The sequence below is a fragment of the Microlunatus aurantiacus genome (genome assembly GCF_039536605.1).
Classification (GTDB): Bacteria; Actinomycetota; Actinomycetes; order Propionibacteriales; family Propionibacteriaceae; genus Microlunatus; species Microlunatus aurantiacus.
The window spans coordinates 61507-81972 of record NZ_BAAAYX010000002.1 but is presented as its reverse complement, the minus strand read 5'-3'; the positions used below and the strand labels follow the sequence as shown (position 1 = coordinate 81972).

Annotated in this window: 17 protein-coding genes; 11 read left to right on the top strand and 6 right to left on the bottom strand. The window is 70.5% G+C overall.

Features of this window, described 5'->3' with window-relative positions; genetic code table 11:
• Positions 1–9 precede the first annotated feature (9 nt).
• From ABD714_RS00480 to ABD714_RS00465, 4 genes are read left to right on the top strand one after another with little or no spacing between them, the layout of a single operon-like run.
• Positions 10–1155: an ABC transporter permease gene (locus tag ABD714_RS00480; protein ID WP_344810300.1), complete on the top strand. Its 1146-nt coding sequence runs from the start codon at positions 10–12 to the stop codon at positions 1153–1155.
• 52 nt (positions 1156–1207) lie between these two features.
• Positions 1208–2383, top strand: coding sequence for an ABC transporter ATP-binding protein (locus ABD714_RS00475; RefSeq protein WP_344810299.1), 1176 nt, complete (start codon positions 1208–1210; stop codon positions 2381–2383).
• Entirely contained in the window at positions 2380–3588 is a 1209-nt protein-coding gene (locus tag ABD714_RS00470) for an ABC transporter ATP-binding protein (protein ID WP_344810298.1), read from the top strand. The genes ABD714_RS00475 and ABD714_RS00470 overlap by 4 nt, the downstream gene beginning before the upstream one ends.
• Positions 3585–4130, top strand: coding sequence for a hypothetical protein (locus ABD714_RS00465; protein ID WP_344810297.1), 546 nt, complete (start codon positions 3585–3587; stop codon positions 4128–4130). The genes ABD714_RS00470 and ABD714_RS00465 overlap by 4 nt, the downstream gene beginning before the upstream one ends.
• Here the strand turns inward: ABD714_RS00465 and ABD714_RS00460 are convergent.
• Genes ABD714_RS00460 through ABD714_RS00450 form a run of 3 tightly spaced genes read right to left on the bottom strand, consistent with a single transcriptional unit; the run spans position 4127 to position 7625 of the window.
• A complete protein-coding gene (locus ABD714_RS00460; protein ID WP_344810296.1) occupies positions 4127–5503 on the bottom strand; it encodes a glucose-6-phosphate dehydrogenase in 1377 nt (458 codons plus the stop codon). The genes ABD714_RS00465 and ABD714_RS00460 overlap by 4 nt on opposite strands.
• 29 nt (positions 5504–5532) lie before the next feature.
• Positions 5533–6147, bottom strand: coding sequence for a universal stress protein (locus ABD714_RS00455; protein WP_344810295.1), 615 nt, complete (start codon positions 6145–6147; stop codon positions 5533–5535).
• A gap of 8 nt (positions 6148–6155) precedes the next feature.
• The gene (locus ABD714_RS00450; RefSeq protein ID WP_425562317.1) at positions 6156–7625 is read right to left on the bottom strand and encodes an MFS transporter; all 1470 of its coding nucleotides are present in this window, start codon (positions 7623–7625) and stop codon (positions 6156–6158) included.
• 331 nt (positions 7626–7956) lie between these two features.
• On the opposite strand from ABD714_RS00450, the gene ABD714_RS00445 reads away from it, so the two are divergent.
• From ABD714_RS00445 to ABD714_RS00430, 4 genes are all read left to right on the top strand, one after another.
• Positions 7957–9969 (top strand): 2-oxoacid:acceptor oxidoreductase subunit alpha, encoded by a 2013-nt coding sequence (locus tag ABD714_RS00445; RefSeq protein WP_425562316.1) that lies wholly within the window; start codon positions 7957–7959, stop codon positions 9967–9969.
• A 146-nt stretch (positions 9970–10115) separates the two neighbouring features.
• The gene (locus ABD714_RS00440; protein ID WP_344811250.1) at positions 10116–11183 is read left to right on the top strand and encodes a 2-oxoacid:ferredoxin oxidoreductase subunit beta; all 1068 of its coding nucleotides are present in this window, start codon (positions 10116–10118) and stop codon (positions 11181–11183) included.
• Between the two features lie 254 nt (positions 11184–11437).
• Positions 11438–12562 carry a GNAT family N-acetyltransferase gene (locus tag ABD714_RS00435; RefSeq protein WP_344810293.1) on the top strand — a complete coding sequence of 375 codons (1125 nt, stop codon included), beginning with the start codon at positions 11438–11440 and terminating at the stop codon, positions 12560–12562.
• Positions 12552–13547 (top strand): alkaline phosphatase family protein, encoded by a 996-nt coding sequence (locus ABD714_RS00430; protein ID WP_344810292.1) that lies wholly within the window; start codon positions 12552–12554, stop codon positions 13545–13547. Before ABD714_RS00435 ends, ABD714_RS00430 begins: the two co-directional genes overlap by 11 nt.
• Positions 13548–13658: 111 nt before the next feature.
• Here the strand turns inward: ABD714_RS00430 and ABD714_RS00425 are convergent, their stop codons facing one another.
• The 3 genes from ABD714_RS00425 to ABD714_RS00415 all read right to left on the bottom strand — a co-directional run bounded on the left by ABD714_RS00425 (position 13659) and on the right by ABD714_RS00415 (position 16950).
• Complete coding sequence (locus tag ABD714_RS00425) at positions 13659–14483, bottom strand: IclR family transcriptional regulator (RefSeq protein ID WP_344810291.1); 825 nt, start codon at positions 14481–14483, stop codon at positions 13659–13661.
• Positions 14480–15667 carry an aromatic ring-hydroxylating oxygenase subunit alpha gene (locus tag ABD714_RS00420; protein ID WP_344810290.1) on the bottom strand — a complete coding sequence of 396 codons (1188 nt, stop codon included), beginning with the start codon at positions 15665–15667 and terminating at the stop codon, positions 14480–14482. Before ABD714_RS00420 ends, ABD714_RS00425 begins: the two co-directional genes overlap by 4 nt.
• Positions 15668–15747: 80 nt before the next feature.
• Positions 15748–16950, bottom strand: a complete 1203-nt coding sequence (locus ABD714_RS00415) for an NAD(P)/FAD-dependent oxidoreductase (RefSeq protein WP_344811249.1) — start codon at positions 16948–16950, stop codon at positions 15748–15750.
• 194 nt (positions 16951–17144) lie between these two features.
• Between ABD714_RS00415 and ABD714_RS00410 the strand changes: the two genes are divergently transcribed.
• The 3 genes from ABD714_RS00410 to rarD all read left to right on the top strand — a co-directional run bounded on the left by ABD714_RS00410 (position 17145) and on the right by rarD (position 20463).
• Positions 17145–17540 carry a bifunctional 3-phenylpropionate/cinnamic acid dioxygenase ferredoxin subunit gene (locus ABD714_RS00410; protein ID WP_344810289.1) on the top strand — a complete coding sequence of 132 codons (396 nt, stop codon included), beginning with the start codon at positions 17145–17147 and terminating at the stop codon, positions 17538–17540.
• Complete coding sequence (locus tag ABD714_RS00405) at positions 17533–19425, top strand: BCCT family transporter (protein WP_344810288.1); 1893 nt, start codon at positions 17533–17535, stop codon at positions 19423–19425. Before ABD714_RS00410 ends, ABD714_RS00405 begins: the two co-directional genes overlap by 8 nt.
• A 120-nt stretch (positions 19426–19545) precedes the next feature.
• The gene (gene rarD, locus ABD714_RS00400; RefSeq protein ID WP_344810287.1) at positions 19546–20463 is read left to right on the top strand and encodes an EamA family transporter RarD; all 918 of its coding nucleotides are present in this window, start codon (positions 19546–19548) and stop codon (positions 20461–20463) included.
• Positions 20464–20466 lie beyond the last annotated feature (3 nt).

Sequence of the window (20466 nt, the reverse complement as noted above, 5' to 3'; positions counted from 1 at the left end):
GAGGGTCAGATGTCCACAGACCAGATCACGGGTGCCGGTCTCGACCAGACCACCACCACCCCGGCGGCACCACCCGAGGGCACCACCGGCAAGCCGGTCGGCGAGGTCTCCCAGACCCAGCTGATGATCCGGCGGTTCAAGCAGAGCAAGCTCGCCGTCGTCGCCCTGTTCATCCTGGCGCTCCTCTACCTGACAGCGATCTTCGCGCCCTTCCTGGCCACCAACGACCCGGTGCAGATCAACCAGGCCTACAAGTACGCGGCACCGACGCCACTGACCTGGTCGGGCGGGCCGGCGATGTGCACGGTGACCCAGGAGATCGACCCGATCAACATCACCACCACCTACGTCAAGGACTGCAGCAACCCGATCCGGCTGCAGTTCTTCGGCCAGGGTTACGAGTACAAGCTGCTCGGACTGATCCCGACCAGCCGGCACCTGCTGGTCGCACCCGAAGGTGAGGCCAAGCTCTACCTGTTCGGCGCGGACGGCAACGGTCGGGACATCTACTCCCGCACCCTGTACGGCGGCCGGGTCTCGCTGACCATCGGCGTGCTCGGTGTGGCCATCGCCACCGTACTCGGTTCGATCATGGGGACCTGGTCCGGCTACGCCGGTGGTCGGACCGACAACCTCATCCAGCGCGTCATCGAGATCATCACCGCCATCCCCACCCTGCCGCTGTGGGCGACGATGGCCGCCGTGCTGCCGCAGGACACGTCGGTCACCGAGCGCTTCTTCCTGATGAGCGTGATCCTGTCGCTGGTCGCCTGGACCGGCCTCGCCCGCCAGCTGCGCGGCAAGGTGATGGGCTACGTGCGGTCGGACTACGTCTCGGCGGCCAAGTCCGCCGGGGCCAAGGCACCGCGGATCATCGCCACCCACCTGCTGCCCAACTCGGCCAGCCACATCGTGGCGGTCGCCATGCTCGCCATCCCGGCCGCGATCATCGCCGAGACCACGCTGTCGTTCCTGGGGATCGGGATGACCGAGCCGGCGATCAGCTGGGGCGTGCTGCTCAAGGACGCGTCCCGGATCGACGTGCTGCAGCAGTACCCGTGGGTGCTGCTCCCCGCTCTGTTCGTGATCGTGGCCATCACCTGCTTCCAGCTGCTGGGTGACGGCGTCCGCGACGCCGTCGACCCGTACAGCTGAGGCGACCGACCATCCCCCACCGGCCCGGCCGCAGACCCGAGGAGGACCAGACGTGAGCACGAGGCGCAGAGGCAGTGGTGGTCGCGGCGACAGCGGCCACCGGACCGGCGAGCACCCAGCCGGGAGCACCCGCGAGGACGCGATCATCTCGGTCCAGGACCTCCAGGTCGAGTACAAGACCACCCTGGGCACGGTCAACGCGCTCAACGGCGTGAGCTTCGACGTCACCCGGGGCAGCGTGCTCGGTGTCGTCGGGGAGAGCGGCAGCGGCAAGAGCGTGACGGCCCGGGCGATCATGCAGATCCTGGAGCGCTCCGGCCGGATCACCGACGGGTCGATCCAGTTCCGGCGTCCCGGCGACCAACGCCGCGAGTCCCTGCCCGACAGCGCCGAGCTGGACTCGGCGATGGGTTCCTCCGGCGAGATCGACATCACGGACCTCAAGCCCACCAGCGACGCCATGCGGGCGATCCGCGGCTCGGAGATCGCGATGATCTTCCAGGAGCCGATGTCCTCGCTCAACCCCGTCTACAAGGTCGGCTCCCAGATCCAGGAGGCCATCCAGCTGCACCAGACGCCGGACAAGAAGCAGTCCTGGGACCAGGCGGTGGACATGCTGCGCCAGGTCGGGATGCCGAACCCGGAGCGGATCGCCAACTCCTACCCGCACGAGCTGTCAGGTGGCATGCGGCAGCGGGCCATGATCGCCATGGCGCTGTCGTGCCACCCGGCGCTGCTGATCGCCGACGAGCCGACCACCGCGCTGGACGTCACCACCGAGGCCCAGATCCTCGCGCTGATGCTGCGGCTGAAGGAGGAGATCGGCATGTCGATCATCTTCATCACCCACAGCATGGGCGTGGTGGCCCAGCTCTGCGACGAGGTGATCGTGATGTACCAGGGCCGCGTGGTCGAACGCGCGTCGGTGGACGACATCTTCTACCACCCCAAGCACCCGTACACCCGCTCGCTGCTGCGGTCGATCCCCCGGATCGGGGCGGCCGAGCACGCGCCGCTGGAGGTGATCAAGGGCTCGGTCCCGGACCCGTACTCACAGGTCACCGGCTGCAGCTTCCACCCGCGCTGCCCGGACTTCATCGGTGACGTCTGCCAGACCGTCATCCCGCCCGAGACGCTGCTCCCGGGGGCGCACCGGCACGGCGTACGGTGCCATCTCTACGACGACGAACACGCCCTGGCCGGCTCGACGGCGGAAGGACGTCCATGACCGACACACAGCACACCGACGCAGGGCACACAGCTGCCCCACCGAGCCGCCGCCGGCGGACCGAGCCGGACGGCGCTCGTCCCCGGGAAGCGGCCGAGGGTCCGCTGCTGGAGGTCCGCGACCTGAAGAAGCACTTCGCCATCAAGGGCGGGGCGCTGCGCCGGGTGATCGGCCAGGTGAAGGCCGTCGACGGCGTCTCGCTGAGCGTCAACCGCGGTGAGACCGTGGCCATCGTCGGCGAGTCGGGCTGCGGCAAGTCCACCACCGGCCGGACCATCATCCGGCTGGAGGAGCCCACCGGCGGCGAGATCATCTTCCGCCACCCCGAGCTGGGTCCGGTGCACCTCGAGGGGGCCGACAGCAAGACGATGGACAAGGTCCGCCCGCGGCTGCAGTTCATCTTCCAGGACCCGATGGCCTCCCTCGACTCCCGGATGACCGTGGGTCGGGTGATCGCGGAGCCCCTGGTGATCAACAAGGTGCTGAAGGGCCAGGCGCTGCGCGACCGGGTCGCCGAGCTGCTGACCATCGTGGGTCTGCGGCCCGAGCACGCCAGCCGCTACCCGCACGCGTTCTCCGGCGGCCAGCGGCAACGCATCGGCATCGCCCGGGCCCTCGCCCTGGAACCGGACATGATCATCTGCGACGAACCGGTGTCGGCGCTGGACGTGTCGGTGCAGGCCCAGGTGATCAATCTGCTCGAGGACCTGCAGGAACGGCTCGGGCTGACCTACCTGTTCATCAGCCACGACCTGTCGGTGGTCGAGCACATCTCCGACCGGGTGGTGGTGATGTATGTCGGCCGCGTGGTCGAGACGGCCGACACCAAGGACCTCTACACGCGGCCGCTGCACCCGTACACCGAGGCGCTGCTGGCCGCGGTGCCGCAGCCCGATCCCCGTAACCGGCACACCAGCGAGCCGTTGCGCGGCGAGGTCCCGAGCCCGGCCAACCCGCCATCGGGGTGCTACTTCCACAACCGCTGCAAGTACGCCCAGCAGAAGTGCTCCGACGAGACCCCGGAGCTGCGGGAGATCCCCCACGGTCAGGGTGGCTCCGACGAGTCCGCCGCGCGGCCGCGGTTGGTCGCCTGCCACTTCGCCGAGACGCTGGAGCTGACCGGCGCCGTGGTCCCCTCACCGGAGGCCTTCCGGGCCGTAGAGGTCGACGCGGCGGAACCGACGACGAACGGAGAGCACCGATGAGGGTGCGCCCCACTCGCACCGGACGACCCCGGTTCACCGGGGTCACCACCTACACCGACCGGGACGGACGCTACGAGTTCCGGCACCCCTCGGACTGGTTCCGAGAGGACCTGGACGACGGTCTCGACGGCGTCATCGTGGGGCCGGACCGCGACGACGAGGCGACCCACTTCGCGGTGGCCGTCCGGGACCTGGGGTTGGACGTGACCGCTGCCGACCTGCCACCGCTTCGGGAGGGGTTCGAGGAAGGCATCAGCCAGCTCGCCGACGTCGCAGTCGAGGCCTCGTCCGACACGACGTACAACGACATCATCAAGTTCGAGCGCACCATCAGCTTCACCGAGGACGGCGAGACCCGCAGGCGTCGGATCTGGAACATGTACGCCGACCGCTGGCAGTTCACCGCCGTCTACCAGGGGGCGACGGTGGAGGAGTTCCGGTACTGGCTGCCGATGGGCAACTACTGCTTCAGCGCCTTCCAGCTGCCGCTGGCCCTCTGGTACGCCACCGACCCGTCGGTCCGGGAGCAGCCCGCCGGCTAGGCCTTCGGCCAGTCCGGCGGCCCGGTCGAGCCGGCCGGGTAGCTGTCCAGCGGCACCTCGCCGCTGCGCCAGGCACCGATCACCGGCTCCAGGATCCGCCAGCACTGCTCCGCGGTGTCGCCGCGGACGGACAGGAACGGGTCGGCGTCCAGGACCCCCGCCAGCACCTCGCCGTAGGCCGGGAGCCGGCCCGGGCTGAGCTTGGTGTCCAGCGTGACCCGGTCCAGCGTGAACGGGTCGTCGGGACCGTTGACGTTCATCTCCCAGGACATCCGGTCCGGGCCGAGCGCCAGCCGCAGCCGGGCGGGCGCCGGATCCCCACGAAGGCCTGACGGCACGTGTGGCGGCGGCTTGAAGGTGATCACGATCTCCTTGCGACGCCGCTCCAGGGCCTTGCCGGAGCGGAGTCGGAACGGCACCCCGGCCCAGCGCCAGTTGTCGATCTCCAGGTCCACCTCGGCCAGGGTCTCGGTCTGGCGGGCGGGATCGACCCCCGGCTCGTCGACGTAGTTCGGGACCTGTCGGTCCTCGATGGTGCCCGCGGTGTAGCGGGCCCGCCGGCTGGCCGCGACCGGGTCACCGCGCCAGGGCCGGCAGGCTCGGAGCACCGCGGCCTTCGCGTCCCGCAGGTCGCGGGCGTTCACCGTGGCCGGTGGCTCCATCGCCACCAGCGCCATCACCTGCAGCAGGTGGCTCTGGATCATGTCGGCCATCGCCCCGGCGCCGTCGTAGTAGCGCGCCCGGTTCTCCAGGGTGAGCTGCTCGTCGTAGACCACTGTGACGCTCTCGACGTGCTGGTTGCTCCACAGCGGCTCGAACAGCCGGTTCGCGAACCGCACACCGAGCACGTTCAGGACCGTCGAGCGGCCGAGGAAGTGGTCGACCCGCTGCACGTGCTCGTCGTCGACGAGCCGGGTCAGCAGCTGGTTGAGGGAGGCGGCGCTCGCGGCGTCCGTGCCGAACGGCTTCTCCAGGGCCAGCACGGTGCCCGCGGGCAGCTCGACCTCCCGGAGCGCCTCGCAGGACGCCACCGTCACGGCCGGCGGCAGGGCGAAGTAGATGGCCGGTGCCGGTGGTCCCTCGCCGAGCAGCCGCCGCAGGTCCTCGGCCTTGGTCACGTCGGCCTGCAGGTAACGGGTCGTCTCGAGCACCGCCGTCACGGTGTCGGACGCGACCTCGGCGCTCGCGAGAGCGGTCCGGACGTGGTCCCGCCACTGCTCGGCGTCCCACGGCTCGCTGCCGGCGCCGATCAGCACCGTGCTCCGCCGCTCCGGCTCCCGGTCGAGCAGCTGACCGAGAGCGGGCAGCAGCAACCGCCCCGCCAGGTCGCCGCTGGCCCCCAGCAGGAGGAACGTCCCCACCTCGTCCGACATCAGGCTCCTCTCGTCGGCGTCCGATCGTGTCACTGCCGGGGCGGCGGTCGGTAGCCGGGTCGTCCCGCGGTGCCCGCTGCCGCCACGACGCCACGACCCAGGGCCCCGGCCACCCGGGTGAGCGCCGAGGGCGGCTCGCCGGACAGCCGCGGCGGCATGGTGATCACCGGACAGTCGGCGGCGTAGAGCAGCCGGTGGGCGAACATCGGGCCGGCCACGAGCTGCCTCGGGGCGTCGACCACCAGCAGGTCGGCGCCGGTGGCCGCCACCAGCAGCACCTTGAGCTTCCCGCCCCGCACCAGCCGGACGTCGACGCCGTGATCAGGCCCCAGAGCGGCGACGACATCGGCCTCGAGGACCCGGCGGGCCTCCGCCTCCACGTCCTCCGCCCGCGAGATCCGGCCCGCCGGCGTGCCGGCCGGGGTGGCCTGGGGGTTGGGCATCCGCCAGGCCCGCACGGCGACGACCCGGCCCCCGGTCCGTCCGGCCTGGGCGGCCGCCCAGGTCAGCGCGGCCGGCGACTTCGACGTGGCGCTGACTCCGACGACGATCGTGTACGGCCGGTCCGCTTCTGCCGCCGCGGACGCTCCGGGCGCCTCGGACACGCCGGCGGTGCCGGCCGGGACGGTGGGTGACTGTGTCATCAGGGCTCCTAGACCGGCAGCTTGGTCAGCTGGTTGCCGTGCTCGTCGTAGCTGCTCAGCGGCGGCGCGATGTCCTCCAGGGCCTTGCCCTCGGCGTCGACACCGAACTTGAACGCCACCAGTCCGCCGAAGAGCATGATCGCCGACGCCAGCACGTAGCCCCAGAACAACGGCACCCGGTCGGTGCCCTCACCGATCAGGATGCCGAAGATGAGCGGCCCGATGGCGCCGAAGCACTGGGCGATGGAGAAGAAGTAGGAGATGGCCTGCCCGCGCACCTCGAGCGGGAAGATCTCCGACACGGTCAGGTAGCCCGCCGACGCCCCGGCCGAGGCGAAGAAGAACGACACGCACCAGAGCGCGGTGTGGGTGCCCGCGGTCAGCAGGTCCGCCTTGAACAGCCAGCCCGAGATGAACAGGACCACGGCGGCCAGCGTGTAGGAGCCGCCGATCATCTTCCGTCGGCCGACGGTGTCGAAGAACCGGCCCAGCAGCAGCGGCCCGAGCAGGTTGCCCAGGGCGAAGGGGAAGAAGTAGAGCGCGGCGCTGGAGGAGGTCTTGCCGTAGAAGTTCTGCAGCACCAGCGAGGAGGTGAAGAAGATGGCGTTGTAGAGGAACGACTGGGTGACCATCAGCGTGAGACCCAGGAAGGTGCGGGACGGGTAGAGCTTGAAGAAGACGTACGCCAGCTGCTTCGGCTTCAGGCCCTCGTGCGCCTTGATCCACCAGGCCTCGGAGTCGGCGATGTGCGGCAGCTGCTTGCCCTGCGCCTGGACATCGCGCTCGATCCCCTCGACGATCTTCTCGGCCGCCTCACCCTGACCGTGCGTGACCATCCAGCGCGGGCTCTCCGGGATGTACCGGCGCAGGTAGATGATGCCCAGACCCAGCACCGGGCCGATGAAGAAGGCGATCCGCCAGCCGACGTTCTCGGCGAACCGGTCGGTGTCCAGCAGCCAGAAGCTGCCCAGCGCACCGAGCATCGCGCCCGCCCAGTACGTGCCGTTGATCGCGAGGTCCACCCGGCCGCGGTACTTGCCGGGGATGAGCTCGTCGATCGCGGAGTTGATGGCCGAGTACTCACCGCCGATGCCCATGCCGGCGATGAAGCGGAACACCCACAGGAACCACACGTTGGGGGAGAGGCCCGCGATGGCCGAGCCGATCAGGTAGACCGCGAGGGTGATGACGAAAAGCTTCTTCCGGCCGAGCTTGTCGGTCAGCCGTCCGAAGATGAGGGCGCCGCTGACCTGACCGAGCAGGTAGATGGTCGACGTGAGTCCCACCTGGGCCGAGCTCATCCCCAGCGACTTGGCGTAGCCGGCCGAGGCCACCAGCTGGATCTCCAACCCGTCCAGGATCCAGGCGGTGCCCAGGCCGACGATCACCAGCCAGTGGAATCTCGACCAGGGCATCCGGTCCATCCGAACGGGGATCAGGCTCTTGACGGGCCGTTCCTCCGGCAGCGCAGCCGACACGTGCGTCCTCCTCGACGATCCCTGGCCCCGGCCCCCGGGTGACTCAGGAAGTTCTCAGTACTGACCTGAAGACCATAGCCCCAGCATGCATTCCTGGGCAGGATGCCGTCCGTAGGACCGCGTCCAGACCGGCAGTACCCCTGAAGCGGTCACCCAAACACCGCCTGAGAGTTTCCTGGGACTCACGGTGCTCGCCTGGGCAGGTCCGCGATCGGGCTGCGCTCGGTGCACCCGTCTGGGGCGCCGCCGCAGCCGTTCCGGGCGTGGCGTCGGTCACGCCGGGCCCTTCACGCCTGAGAAGGTCGTGGTTCCCGGTGAGGACGCCCTTATCATGGCTGAGGCGCTGACGCGTCCGGCGGCGACAACCGCACCGAAGGTCCGACGCTCGCACCACCAGCGGCGGACCGTCCCACGCCCACCGGTGCGGGACCATCCAGACGGAAGAAGGCTCCACGCAGTGCGACAGGTCCACACCCTCGACCGGGTGGTCATCCGCTTCGCCGGCGACTCGGGCGACGGGATGCAGCTGACCGGCGACCGGTTCACCGCCGACTCCGCGACCTTCGGCAACGACATCTCGACGCTGCCGAACTTCCCCGCCGAGATCCGCGCTCCCCAGGGCACCCTGCCCGGCGTCTCCAGCTTCCAGCTGCACTTCGCCAACTACGACATCATGACCCCGGGTGACCGCCCCGACGTGCTGGTGGCGATGAACCCGGCGGCCCTCAAGGCCAACCTCGAGGACCTTCCCCGGGGCGGTCTGCTGATCGTCGACACCGCCGACTTCACCAAGCGCAACCTGGCCAAGGTCGGATACGAGGCGAGCCCGCTCGAGGACGGTTCGCTCGCCGACTACCAGCTGCACGCCCTCGACCTCACCGGGATGACCGTCGAGGCCGTCAAGGAGTTCGGGCTGTCCCGCAAGGACGCGTCCCGGGCCAAGAACATGTTCGCGCTCGGGCTGCTGTCGTGGCTCTACGGCCGTCCCACCGAGGGCACGCTGAACTTCCTGTCCACCAAGTTCGCCAACAAGCCGGCGATCCGCGACGCCAACCTGACGGCCTTCAAGACCGGGTTCGCCTTCGGCGAGACCACCGAGGTCTTCGCGGTGACGTACGAGGTGCCGCCCGCCCCGATGCCCGCCGGCACCTACCGGCAGATCTCCGGCAACGTGGCGCTGGCGTACGGCCTCGTGGCGGGCGCCCGCAAGGCGAACCTGCCCATGTTCCTCGGGGCCTACCCCATCACCCCGGCCTCCGACGTGCTGCACGAGCTGAGCAAGTACAAGAGGTTCGGTGTCACCACCTTCCAGGCCGAGGACGAGATCGCCGGCGTCGGAGCGGCCCTGGGCGCCAGCTTCGCCGGCCACCTGGGGGTCACCACCACCTCCGGCCCGGGCGTGGCGCTCAAGGCCGAGACCATCGGGCTCGCCGTGATGACCGAGCTGCCGCTGGTGATCTGCGACATCCAGCGCGCCGGACCCAGCACGGGCATGCCGACCAAGACCGAGCAGGCCGACCTGCTGCAGGTGATGTACGGCCGCAACGGCGAGGCGCCGGTGCCGGTGCTCGCCGCGCAGACGCCGTCCGACTGCTTCGACACCGCCATCGAGGCCATCCGGATCGCGGTGAAGTACCGCACACCCGTGTTCCTGCTGTCTGACGGCTACATCGCCAACGGGGCCGAGCCGTGGGAGGTGCCCGACCTGTCGGCCATCCCGCCGATCGACCCCGAGTTCGCCACCGAACCGAACGCCACCGACAAGGCCGGCAAGGACGTCTTCCTGCCCTACAAGCGCGACCCGGAGACCCTGGCCCGGCCCTGGGCGATACCCGGCACCGCCGGCCTGCAGCACCGGATCGGCGGCATCGAGAAGGCGCGCGACACCGGGGCCGTGTCCTACGACCCGGCCAACCACGACGAGATGGTGCGCACCCGGCAGGCCAAGATCGACGGCATCGTCCGCGACATCCCCGACGTCGTCGTCGACGACCCGGACGCCGGCGAGGGCTTCGGCGCCAGCGTGCTGGTGCTCGGCTGGGGGTCGACGTACGGTCCGATCACCGCCGCCGTGCGCCGGGTCCGCAAGTCCGGGCGCCGGATCGCCCAGACGCACGTGCGCCACCTCAACCCGTTCCCCGCCAACCTCGGCGAGGTGCTGCGTCGCTACGAGCGCGTGATCGTCCCGGAGATGAACCTGGGCCAGCTCGCCATGATGCTGCGCGCCAAGTACCTGGTGGACGTGCACAGCTACTCCCGTGTCCGCGGACTGCCCATCTCGCTGAGCGAGCTGGCCGCGGACCTGGAGGCCGAGATCGACTCGATCGAAGGAGTACCCGCGTGACCGCGCTCAACGGAAACGACACCGTCAGCGGAAACGGCACCACCGACGGTCAGCAGACCGAGGGCCGCACCAGGACCACGATCCCCCGCACCGACCGGCCCGCCGGCCGGCCGGGAGGTCCCGCCGGGCGTCGGGCTCCGGCGGCCGTGCCCACCGCCCCGATCGGTCCCGGCCTCTCCGGTGTGCCGCTCGCGCTGGAGCCGCTGAGCCGCAAGGACTTCACCTCCGACCAGGAGGTGCGCTGGTGCCCCGGTTGCGGTGACTACGCCGTGCTGGCCGCCTTCCAGGGGTTCATGCCCGAGCTGGGGATCCGCAAGGAGAACACGGTCATCGTGTCCGGGATCGGCTGCTCGTCGCGGTTCCCGTACTACGTGGACTCGTTCGGCATGCACTCGATCCACGGTCGCGCCACCGCCATCGCCACCGGTGTGGCCACCGCCCGCTCCGACGCCGCGGTGTTCGTCATCACCGGTGACGGCGACGCGCTGTCCATCGGCGGCAACCACCTGATCCACGTGCTCCGGCGCAACGTGAACCTGACGATCCTGCTGTTCAACAACCGGATCTACGGGCTGACCAAGGGGCAGTACTCCCCCACCTCCGAGATCGGCAAGATCACCAAGTCGACCCCGATGGGCTCGCTGGACAACCCGTTCAACCCGGTGTCCCTGGCGCTGGGAGCGGAGGCCACCTTCGTGGCCCGGACGGTCGACTCCGACCGCAAGCACCTGACCGAGGTGCTGCGCGCGGCGGCGGCGCACCGCGGCACGTCGTTCGTGGAGATCTACCAGAACTGCCCGATCTTCAACGACGACGCGTTCGCCTCGATGAAGGACGCCGAGACCTCGGCCGAGGCGATCATCCCGCTCCGGCACGGTGAGCCGATCCGCTTCGGGGTCGACCAGAGCAAGGGCGTCGTCCGCGACCCCGTCTCGGGCGCCTTCGAGGTCGTCGACGTGGACGCGGTGGGCGCCGACCGGCTGGTCGTGCACGACGCGCACAACCCGGACCCGTCGTTCGCGTTCGGGCTGTCCCGGCTGACCGACTCGGGCATCCTGCACCGCGCCCCGATCGGCATCTTCCGCGACGTCGAGGCCCCCACGTACGACGACCTGGCCCGCGAGCAGGTCTCGCTGGCGGCCGACAAGGGCTCGGACGACGACGCCCTGCAGGCCATGATCGCCGGACCGGACACCTGGACCGTCGTCGGCTGACGCCCGGCCCACCCACGCAGATCTCCGCTCGGGTTCGTCGGTTCTGCTCGGTCTATAGATCGAGCAGAACCGACGAACCCGAGCGGATCCCGTTTGTGGTCGGTTCAGTTCTCGCTCGGGGTGAGGGGCGGGGGCCGCGGTCGCTCAGGTTCATCACAGCCGGATGCCGGATCCTGGTGATCCCAGGCACGCGGCCTGCGGAGGATCGAGCCCTCGGGGTCAGGTCGTCCGGGGACGGAACAGTGAGGACGCCGATGACCGAGCTCGGACAGGCGAAGAGCCCAGCCGACACCCGGCCGGCCGGCGTCGTCTCGTCAGTGCCCGTCGCGTCCGCCGACCTGCGGCTGATCGAGCCCGGACCCGACGACCGGCGCGCGTGGTGGCGGGCCGTCGTGGACAGCGACCCGGACGCGCTGCCCGAGCACACCCCGGAGTGGGTGGACGCGATCTGCGCGAGCGGGAGCTACCAGGACGCCACCCGGTTCTACGCCGACGCCGACGGTCGCCGGTTCGTCGTCCCCCTCGTCCGCCGGACCGGGGTGGCCGGCTGGGGCGGCTGGCTGCTCTCCCCGCCCCCCGCCTGGGGCATGGGCGGGGTCGTCGGCCGCGGCCTCGACGAGAGCACCCTGCGACAGATCCTCACCGACCTGGTCGGTCTCGGGGCCCAGCGGGTCTGGATCCGGCCCGATCCGACCCGGGCGGGTCTGTGGGAGGCCGCCACCGACGATTCCTCCCTGGCCGTCGGCCGACACGCTCACGTCGTCGACCTCGACGGCGGAGTCGATGCCGTCTGGGCGCGCCTGCACCGCGGGACCCGGAAGTACGTCCGGCGCGCCGAGCGCGCGGGGGTCCGGATCGAGGTGGACCGCGCCGGAGACCTCCTGGACACCTACTACGACCTCTACCTGACCTCGGTGGACCGGTGGGCCGCCCGGCAGCACGAGCCGCTGCGGCTGGCCCGCTGGCGGGCGCGCCGCCGGGACCCGCTGGAGAAGCTGGTCCGGATGTCCCACCATCTCGGCCCGGACTTCGTCCTCACCATGGCCTTCGTCGACGACGAACCGGCGTACGGCTCGATCATGCTGCTGGGACAGACCGCCCACGTCACCCGCAGTGCCATGGACGTCGACCGGGTCGGCTCGACCAAGGCCGGTTCGCTCGTCCAGTGGAGCATGCTGCAGCTCGCCTGTGCGCACGGCTGCCGGACCTACCACCTCGGCGAGTCCGGGCGGTCCCAACCGCTGGCGCAGTTCAAGGAGAGCTTCGGCGCCGTCGGGATCGACTACGCCGAGCACCGGTACGAGCGGCTCCCGTTCACCGTCGCGGACCATCGACTGCGGGCCGTGGCCAAGAAGGTCCTGCGGTTCCGTGACGTCTGAACCGGCGACGACCGCCCGGGGTGCCCGCCGGGCCCGGCCGGGGGCGGGGGCCGCTGTCCTGGCCGTCATCGTGTCGGTCCTCGCGGTCAGCGGTTGCGCGCCGCCGGCGGCGGACCCACCTGCACCGATCTCCACCGCGCCGGCCCGTTCCGGCTCCGCCCCTCCGGCGGCCGCCCCGGCCACCCCAGCCCCGATCGCGGTGGACAAGGTCCTCGTGATCATGGAGGAGAACCGCAGCGTCGGCGACGTGGCCACTCATCTGCCGTACCTGATGTCGCAGGCCCACCGCTACGGCTACGCCACCGACTACCACGCGATCCGTCACCCTTCGCTGCCCAACTACCTCTCCATCGCGGGTGGCTCCACCTTCGGGGTCACCGATGACGAGGACCCCGCCGTCCACGAGATCGCGGGGCGGTCGGTGTTCGGGGCGCTGCTGGCCGGCGGGCACACCGCCATGACGTACGCCGACGGCATGCCCACCACCTGCGCCCTGCACAACCACGGCGACTACGCGGTCCGTCACAACCCCTGGACCTACTTCGCCGACCCCGGCGAACGGTCGGCCTGTCGTCGACTCGATGTCCCGGCCGGTACACCGACCCGCGGTGCGCTCGCCGCCGACGTGTCCGCCGGCCGGCTGCCGACCGTCGGACTGCTGGTGCCCGACGTGTGCCACGACGGCCACGACTGCTCCGCCGCCGTCACCGACCGGTGGCTGCGGTCCTGGCTGCCCACGATCACCGCGGGCCCTGACTTCCGCTCCGGACGGTTGGCGGTCGTCGTCACCTGGGACGAGGACGACGACCACTCGGGGAACCGCGTGCCCCTGATCGTGCTGCACCCGTCCCTCACGGGCCGCACCGTCGGCGGCCGTCTGGACCACGACGCGTTGTCGGGCAGCCTCCTGCGGGTGGCCGGGGAGAAGCCGCTCCGGAAGGGAAAGGGCACCCCCGACGTGCTCGAGGCGTTCGGTCTCCGCTGATTCCCAGCGCGGCGGCACCCTCACCCAGGTCTGCTCGGGTTCGTCGGCTCTGCTCGGTCTAGAGATCGAGCGAAACCGACGAACCCGAGCAGATCTCGTTGGTGGTCGAGCTCAGTCCTCGCCGTAGCCCATCCGTGCGCTCGCCTCCGCGCCGGCGGCCCGCAGGGCGGCGGTCACCGCCGCGTCGGCGGGGTCGAAGCGGATGTCCGGACCCGACAGGCTGATCGCACCGGCCACCACACCACGGTGATCCAGCACGCCGACGGCGATCGCGTTCAGGCCCTCGACGAGCTCACCCCGGGTGCTGGCCAGACCGCTGGCGGCGATGTTCCGCAGCTCGACGTCCAGCTCGCGGCGACCGGTGACGGTGGCGTCGGTGTGCGGGGCGAGCGGTCGACGACCGAGGGTCCGGGAGCGTTCGGCGGACGACATCGCGGCCAGCAGGATCTTCCCGCTGGCCGTCGCGTGCAGCGGGGTGGCGTTGCCGATCCAGTCGTACGTCATCAGCGGTGAGCGCCCCATCGCCTGGTCGACGTTGACCGCCTGACCGGACCGGCAGACGGCCAGGTTGGCGGTCTCGCCGAACTCGTCGGCCAGCCGCTCGAGCACCGGCCGGACCCGCTGCACGATGCTCAGCCGGGCGCTCACCGTGCTGGCCAGGCGCAGCAGCCCGACGCCGACGTCGTACTTGCCGCGCACGCTGTCCTGCTCCACCAGACCGCGGCTCTCCAGCGCGTTCAGCAGCCGGGAGGCCGTGGACTTGTGCACCCCCAGCTCCGCCGCCACCTCACCCACCGCGGTCCGGCCGTCCCGCGCCAGCAGCTCCAGGATCTGCACGGCCCGGTCGACCGACTGGATCCCACCCGTGCGCGCCTGGTCGTCCTCCTCGATCTCCAGCGGGACGACCGTCGACGTCCGGGCCGCCACCGCCTTCACCGTCGGCCACCCTGCGCCGCGCGCGCCGCTTCGATGGACGGCCCGACCTGCGCGGTGATCCAGTCGTGGAAGGCGCCGATGTGGTGCTCGCTGGGCACCAGCACCCCGCCGTCGGCGTACACCCGGGACGACATGGCGGGCTGGCAGCGTTCGCACGCCTCGAAGTCCTGCTGGTTGACCCGGTGGAACAGCTCCACCGACGCGTCCAGGTCGCGCTCCTCCGCCACCACCGACGGCAGGTAGAGCCAGTCGCACTCCACGACCGTCCGGTCGGCGGCCAGGGGGAACATCCGGTGGATGATCACGTGGTCGGGCACCAGGTTGATGAACACGTTCGGCTTGATGGTGATCGCGTAGTAGCGGCGGTCCTGGTCCTCGGTGATCCCGGGCAGCCGGTCCAGACCCTCCGACCCGTCGACGGTGAAGCCCTGGATCTCGTCGCCGAACTCCGCCCCGTGACCCACGAAGTACTGCGCGGCCAGCCCGTCGGCGAACTCGGGCAGCACCTCGGTGAGCTCGGGGTGGATGGTCGCGCAGTGGTAGCACTCCATGAAGTTCTCCACGATCAGCTTCCAGTTGGCGGCGACGTCGTAGACGATGCGCCGCCCCAGGGCGAGCTGCGCGATGTCGTAGCCGTCGATCAGGTGCTCGTCCCCGAGACGGTCCCGGACCGCGCCGATCACCTCGTCGTCGAACGACGGCGGCTCGTCGGCCAGGCAGATCCACACGTACCCGAGGTACTCCCGGACGTGCGGCTGCACCAACGCGTACGTCTCCCGGTCGATGTCGGGCATCTTGGTCAGGTTCGGTGCGGCGATGAGCGTGCCGTCCAGGTCGTACGTCCACGCGTGGTACATGCACTGGAAAGCCCGCTTCAGCTGGCCCTCCGGCTGCACGCAGAGCCGCACGCCCCGGTGCCGGCAGATGTTGAAGAAGGCGCGGATCTCCCCCCGCCGGTTGCGGGAGACGATCACGCTCTCCCGACCGATCTGCACCGTACGGAACGCACCCGGACCGGAGAGGTCGGCGGCGCGCACGGCGCAGAACCAGCTCCGCTCGATGATCGAGGCCTGCTCGGCGGCGAACACCTCCTCGGCGACGTAGCTGATCCCGGGCAGCGTCGAGATCAGGCTCTCCGAGATCTGCTCCCGAACGGTGGTGAGCGAGGGATCGAGGATGGTCATGCGGTCCTCCACGGGGTCACGGCGGTGGCGTCAGGCACTTCGGCGGTCGGGACGTTCACGGTGGTCAGTCTTCTCGGCGATCAGGGAGCGCGGATGAGCTCGACCGGCAGGTGACCGAGCTCGGCGGTCAGCTGCTTGCGGGCCCGGGTGAACTCGCGGGGGCGGCCCACCGACAAGATCGCCACCGACTCGCCGTCGCGGCGGTAGTGGGCGACGAACCCCGCGGCCGGGTCGGCCACGTCGCCGTCGACCTCGATCCGGTCGGCGAGCGTGGGGTAGCCGGCCAGCTGGATCCTGCGGCCGTACTGGTCGGACCAGAAGTAGGGCAGGTACGGCCGCGCCCGACCGAGCGGCACCCCCAGCAGAGCGGAGACCACGATCGCCGGTCGCTCCAGGGCGTCGGTCCAGTGCTGGGCCCGATGGTGCCGACCCAACCGCGGGTCCCACCACGAGGCGCAGTCGCCCACCGCACCGACCCCGGCCGCCGAGGTCAGCCCGCGCTCGTCGCAGACCACGCCGTCCACCACGGTCAGGCCGGACCCGGCCAGCCAGTCGACGTCCGGAGCGCCCCCGACGGACACGACGACCACGTCGGCCCGCACCCGCCGCTCGCCGGCGGCGGTGCCGACCACGAGCTCGCGGACACCGTCGCTCCCGCCGATCCCGGTCACGGAGGTGCAGTGCACGAACTCCGCCCCGTGCTCGCGGTGCCAGTCCAGGAACACCTGGCCGAGCTCGTCCCCGTACAGGCGGCCCAGGGGGTTCGTCTCGTTGCTGAGCAGGGTGACGCGGCAGCCCAGGGTCAGCGCGGCCGAGGCGAGCTCGGAGCCGATCAAGCCGGCGCCGACGATCGCCACCGCGACACCGGGCCGGAGCAACGACCGCAACCGGTCCGCGTCGTCCAGCGTGCGCAGGGTCGCCACGTTCGGTCCCGCCACGCCCGGCAGCTGCCGGGCGGTGGAGCCGGTGGCCAGCACGACCGCGTCGGCGTCGAGCGTCGACCCGTCGGCCAGGCTCAGCCGGCGTCGTCCCGCCTCGAAGGCGGTGGCCACCGAGCCCAGCCGCCAGTCGACCTGCAGGTCCTCGGTGGAGCCCTCCAGCCCGATGTCGCCCACTCCGACCGTGCCCAGCAGGTAGTCCTTGGACAGCGGCGGCCGGTCGTACGGTCGGTGCGTCTCCGCGCCGACGACGGTCACCGACCCGGTGAAGCCGGCTTGCCGGGCGGCGCGGGCAGCACCGAGGCCGGCCAGACCGGCGCCGACGACGAGCAGGGAGGAACGCACACTCAACCGCCTGACGAGTAGCACATGGTGGAACGCGTCGAATCTACCGCAACGAACAACCGAGACGCCAGCAGGCGGATTGCCTGGTCAGAGGGCAGATGGCCGGTTTTTACAACTGTGTGACACGTGCAGCGATCGACACCGATCCGCCTTGACATAATCGACCGCGCAGCGGATTCTCTTGGGGACCTCTCATGTCGAACGACCCCCACCTACCTCGACGGAGGCTCGAGTTGCTCGAAGTCGGTCCCCTCACGGCCATCCCCGCCGGCGAGGGTCTGCGCGTGGACGCGTCCCCGCCCATCGCGGTCTTCCACACCGACGACGGTGCGGTGTACGCGATCGACGACACCTGCACCCACCAGGACGCCTCGCTGGCCGACGGCTGGCTGGAGGGCTGCCTGGTCGAGTGCCCGCTGCACGCCTCGTGCTTCGACCTGCGCACCGGCGCGGTCGACCAACCGCCGGCGAAGCGCCCCGTCCGCACCCACCGGGTCGAGGTGGTGGACGGCGTGATCTTCGTCGAGCTGTCGACCGACGCCCCGAACCTGCCCCCCGGCGTCACCCTAGGAGACCCCGTCCATGACTGACACCCGCCACGTGACCACCGAGCCCGTCGAACCCGCCGTCGAGGAGGACTACTCCGAGGCGGCGGTCACCCGGACCGAGCACGAGGGCGACCGGGCCCTGCTGCGTCGGCTGCTCGACCACCGCCCCGACAACCTCAAGCTGGACGCCATCGGCAAGGGCGTCGACAAGCTCATCTTCGGCGTGGTCGGGATCTTGACCATCGCCTTCGTGGTCTGGGGTTTCATCGGCACCGAGAGCCTGTCGACCGCCTCCACCACGGCCCTGGGCTGGGTGATGAGCGCGACCGGCTGGGCGTTCGTGCTGACCGCGTCGGTCTTCGTGGTCTTCGTGCTCTGGCTCGCCGCCAGCCGCTTCGGCAACATCCCCCTGGGTCAGGACGGCGAGAAGCCGGCCTTCCGCACCTGGTCGTGGATCTCGATGATGTTCGCGGCCGGGATGGGCATCGGGTTGATGTTCTGGGGTGCGGCCGAGCCGCTCTACCACTACGTCAACCCGCCCCCCGGCACGGTCGACGGCCAGACCGCCGAGGCGGCCCGGATCGCCATGGCCACGTCGCTGTTCCACTGGACGCTGCACCCGTGGGCGATGTACGCGGTGGTCGGCATGGCCATGGGCTACGGCACCTACCGGATGGGTCGCCGTCAGCTGCTCTCCGACATCTTCACCCCGCTGTTCGGCAAGAAGGTGGTCAACGGGGTCGGCGGCAAGATCATCAACATGCTGGCGATCTTCGCCACCCTCTTCGGCTCGGCGGCGTCGCTCGGTCTCGGCGCGATCCAGATCGCCTCGGGGCTCCAGGCCAACGGCGCACTCGCCCAGCCGACCGGCATCCTCTACGTGATCATCATCGCCGTGCTCACCTGCGCGTTCGTGGCCTCGGCCGTGTCGGGCATCGAGCGCGGCATCCAGTGGCTGTCCAACATCAACATGGTGCTGGCCGCCGCCCTCGCCCTGCTGGTGTTCGTGGCCGGACCGACGATCTTCATCCTGAACATGATCCCGACCGCGATCGGGGAGTACTTCCAGGACCTGCCCGGGATGGCGTCGCGGACCGCCGCGGCGGGTGGACCGGAGATGTCGGCCTGGCTGTCGGGCTGGACGATCTTCTACTGGGCGTGGTGGCTGAGCTGGACGCCCTTCGTCGGCATGTTCATCGCCCGGATCAGCCGCGGCCGCACCATCCGCCAGTTCGTCTGCGGCGTGCTGCTGGTGCCCAGCGCCGTGTCGCTGCTGTGGTTCGCGATCTTCGGCGGCTCCGCGATCGGCCTCCAGGAGTCGGCCCAGGCGGCCGGCACCACCACTCCCCTGGTCACCGACGTCAACGGCACGCCCACCGTGGAGACCGGGATGACGCTCTACAACCTGATGGACGCACTGAACATGCCCGGCTGGATCACCGGCGCCAGCATCGTGCTGATCATGGTCCTGGTCGGCATCTTCTTCGTCACCGGCGCCGACTCGGCCTCGATCATCATGGGGTCGATCAGCTCGTACGGGGTCGAGGAGCCGCGCAAGCCGATCATCGTCTTCTGGGGCGTGATGATGGGCGCGGTCGCCGCGGTGATGCTGCTGGCCGGCGGGGACGACCCGTCGGAGGCGTTGACCGGGCTGCAGCAGATCACCATCGTGGCCGCCCTGCCGTTCGTGATCGTGATGGTCGGCATGTGCATCGCGCTGACCAAGGACCTCTACGCCGACCCGCTGATCCTGCGCCACAAGCTGGCCTCGTCGGTGGTCACCCGCAGCATCCGCAGCGGGGTCAGCCAGCACGGCGGTGACTCGTTCGACATCGTCACGCTGCCCAACGCCGCACCCGGCGAGGACGGCCGGCAGACCTCGGCCGACGCCACCCCGGCCGGCACCCTGCGCACCCACCAGGACTGACGGTCCGGCGGACGTACACTCCCTGCGGCCTCGTCGTCGCTCGGGTTCGGGGTCCTCGTCCGGTCGACTGACCTGAGGAGCCGGCGGACCCGGGCGCAAGCGGCGTACGGAGGGTGAGCGGTGGACGAGCGGGAACGGCACCGGCGCGGGATCGCGTACGGGCTCGGCGCCTACGGGATGTGGGGGCTGGTCCCGCTCTACTGGCCGCTGCTGGCCGCCGCCGGTCCGCTGGAGATCCTGTCCCACCGGATCGTCTGGTCGCTGGTGCTCGCCGGTCTGCTGCTGGTGGTCCTCCGCCGCCGTGGCTGGTGGCGCACGATCGCGCGGCCGCGCACCCTGCTGCTGCTCACCGCCGCCGCCGCTCTGATCGCGGTCAACTGGGGTGTCTACATCTGGGCGGTGAACAGCGGCCACGTGGTCGAGGCGGCGCTCGGCTACTACATCAACCCGATCCTGTCGGTGCTGCTCGGCGTGCTCGTGCTCCGGGAGCGCCTGGGTGCCGGTCAGTGGTCGGCGGTCGGGCTGGCCGCCGTGGCCGTGCTGGTCCTGGCCGTCGAGTACGGTCAACCGCCCTGGGTCTCCCTGGTGCTCGCCGCCAGCTTCGCCACCTACGGTCTGCTGAAGAAGCAGATCAACTCCGGCGCCCTGGAGACGCTGACCGTGGAGTCGGCGGTGCTCACCCCGGTCGCGGTGGGTTACCTGCTCTGGCTGCAGTCCACCGGCGCGCTGGTCTTCGGTCACCAGGGCGTCGCGCAGTCGCTGCTCCTCGCCTCCTCCGGGCTGGTCACGCTGATCCCCCTGCTGCTGTTCGCCGCGGCGGCCACGAGACTGCCGCTGAGCACGATCGGGCTGCTGCAGTACCTGACCCCGACCGCCCAGTTCCTGCTCGGCGTCCTCTACTTCGGGGAGGCCATGTCACCCGCCCGCTGGGTCGGCTTCGGGTTGGTCTGGGTCGCGTTGATCGTGCTCACCGCAGCGGGTCTGCGCAGCGCCCGCCGTCAGGCGGCCGAGCGCCTGACCGCCGGCGAGCCCATCTGAGCG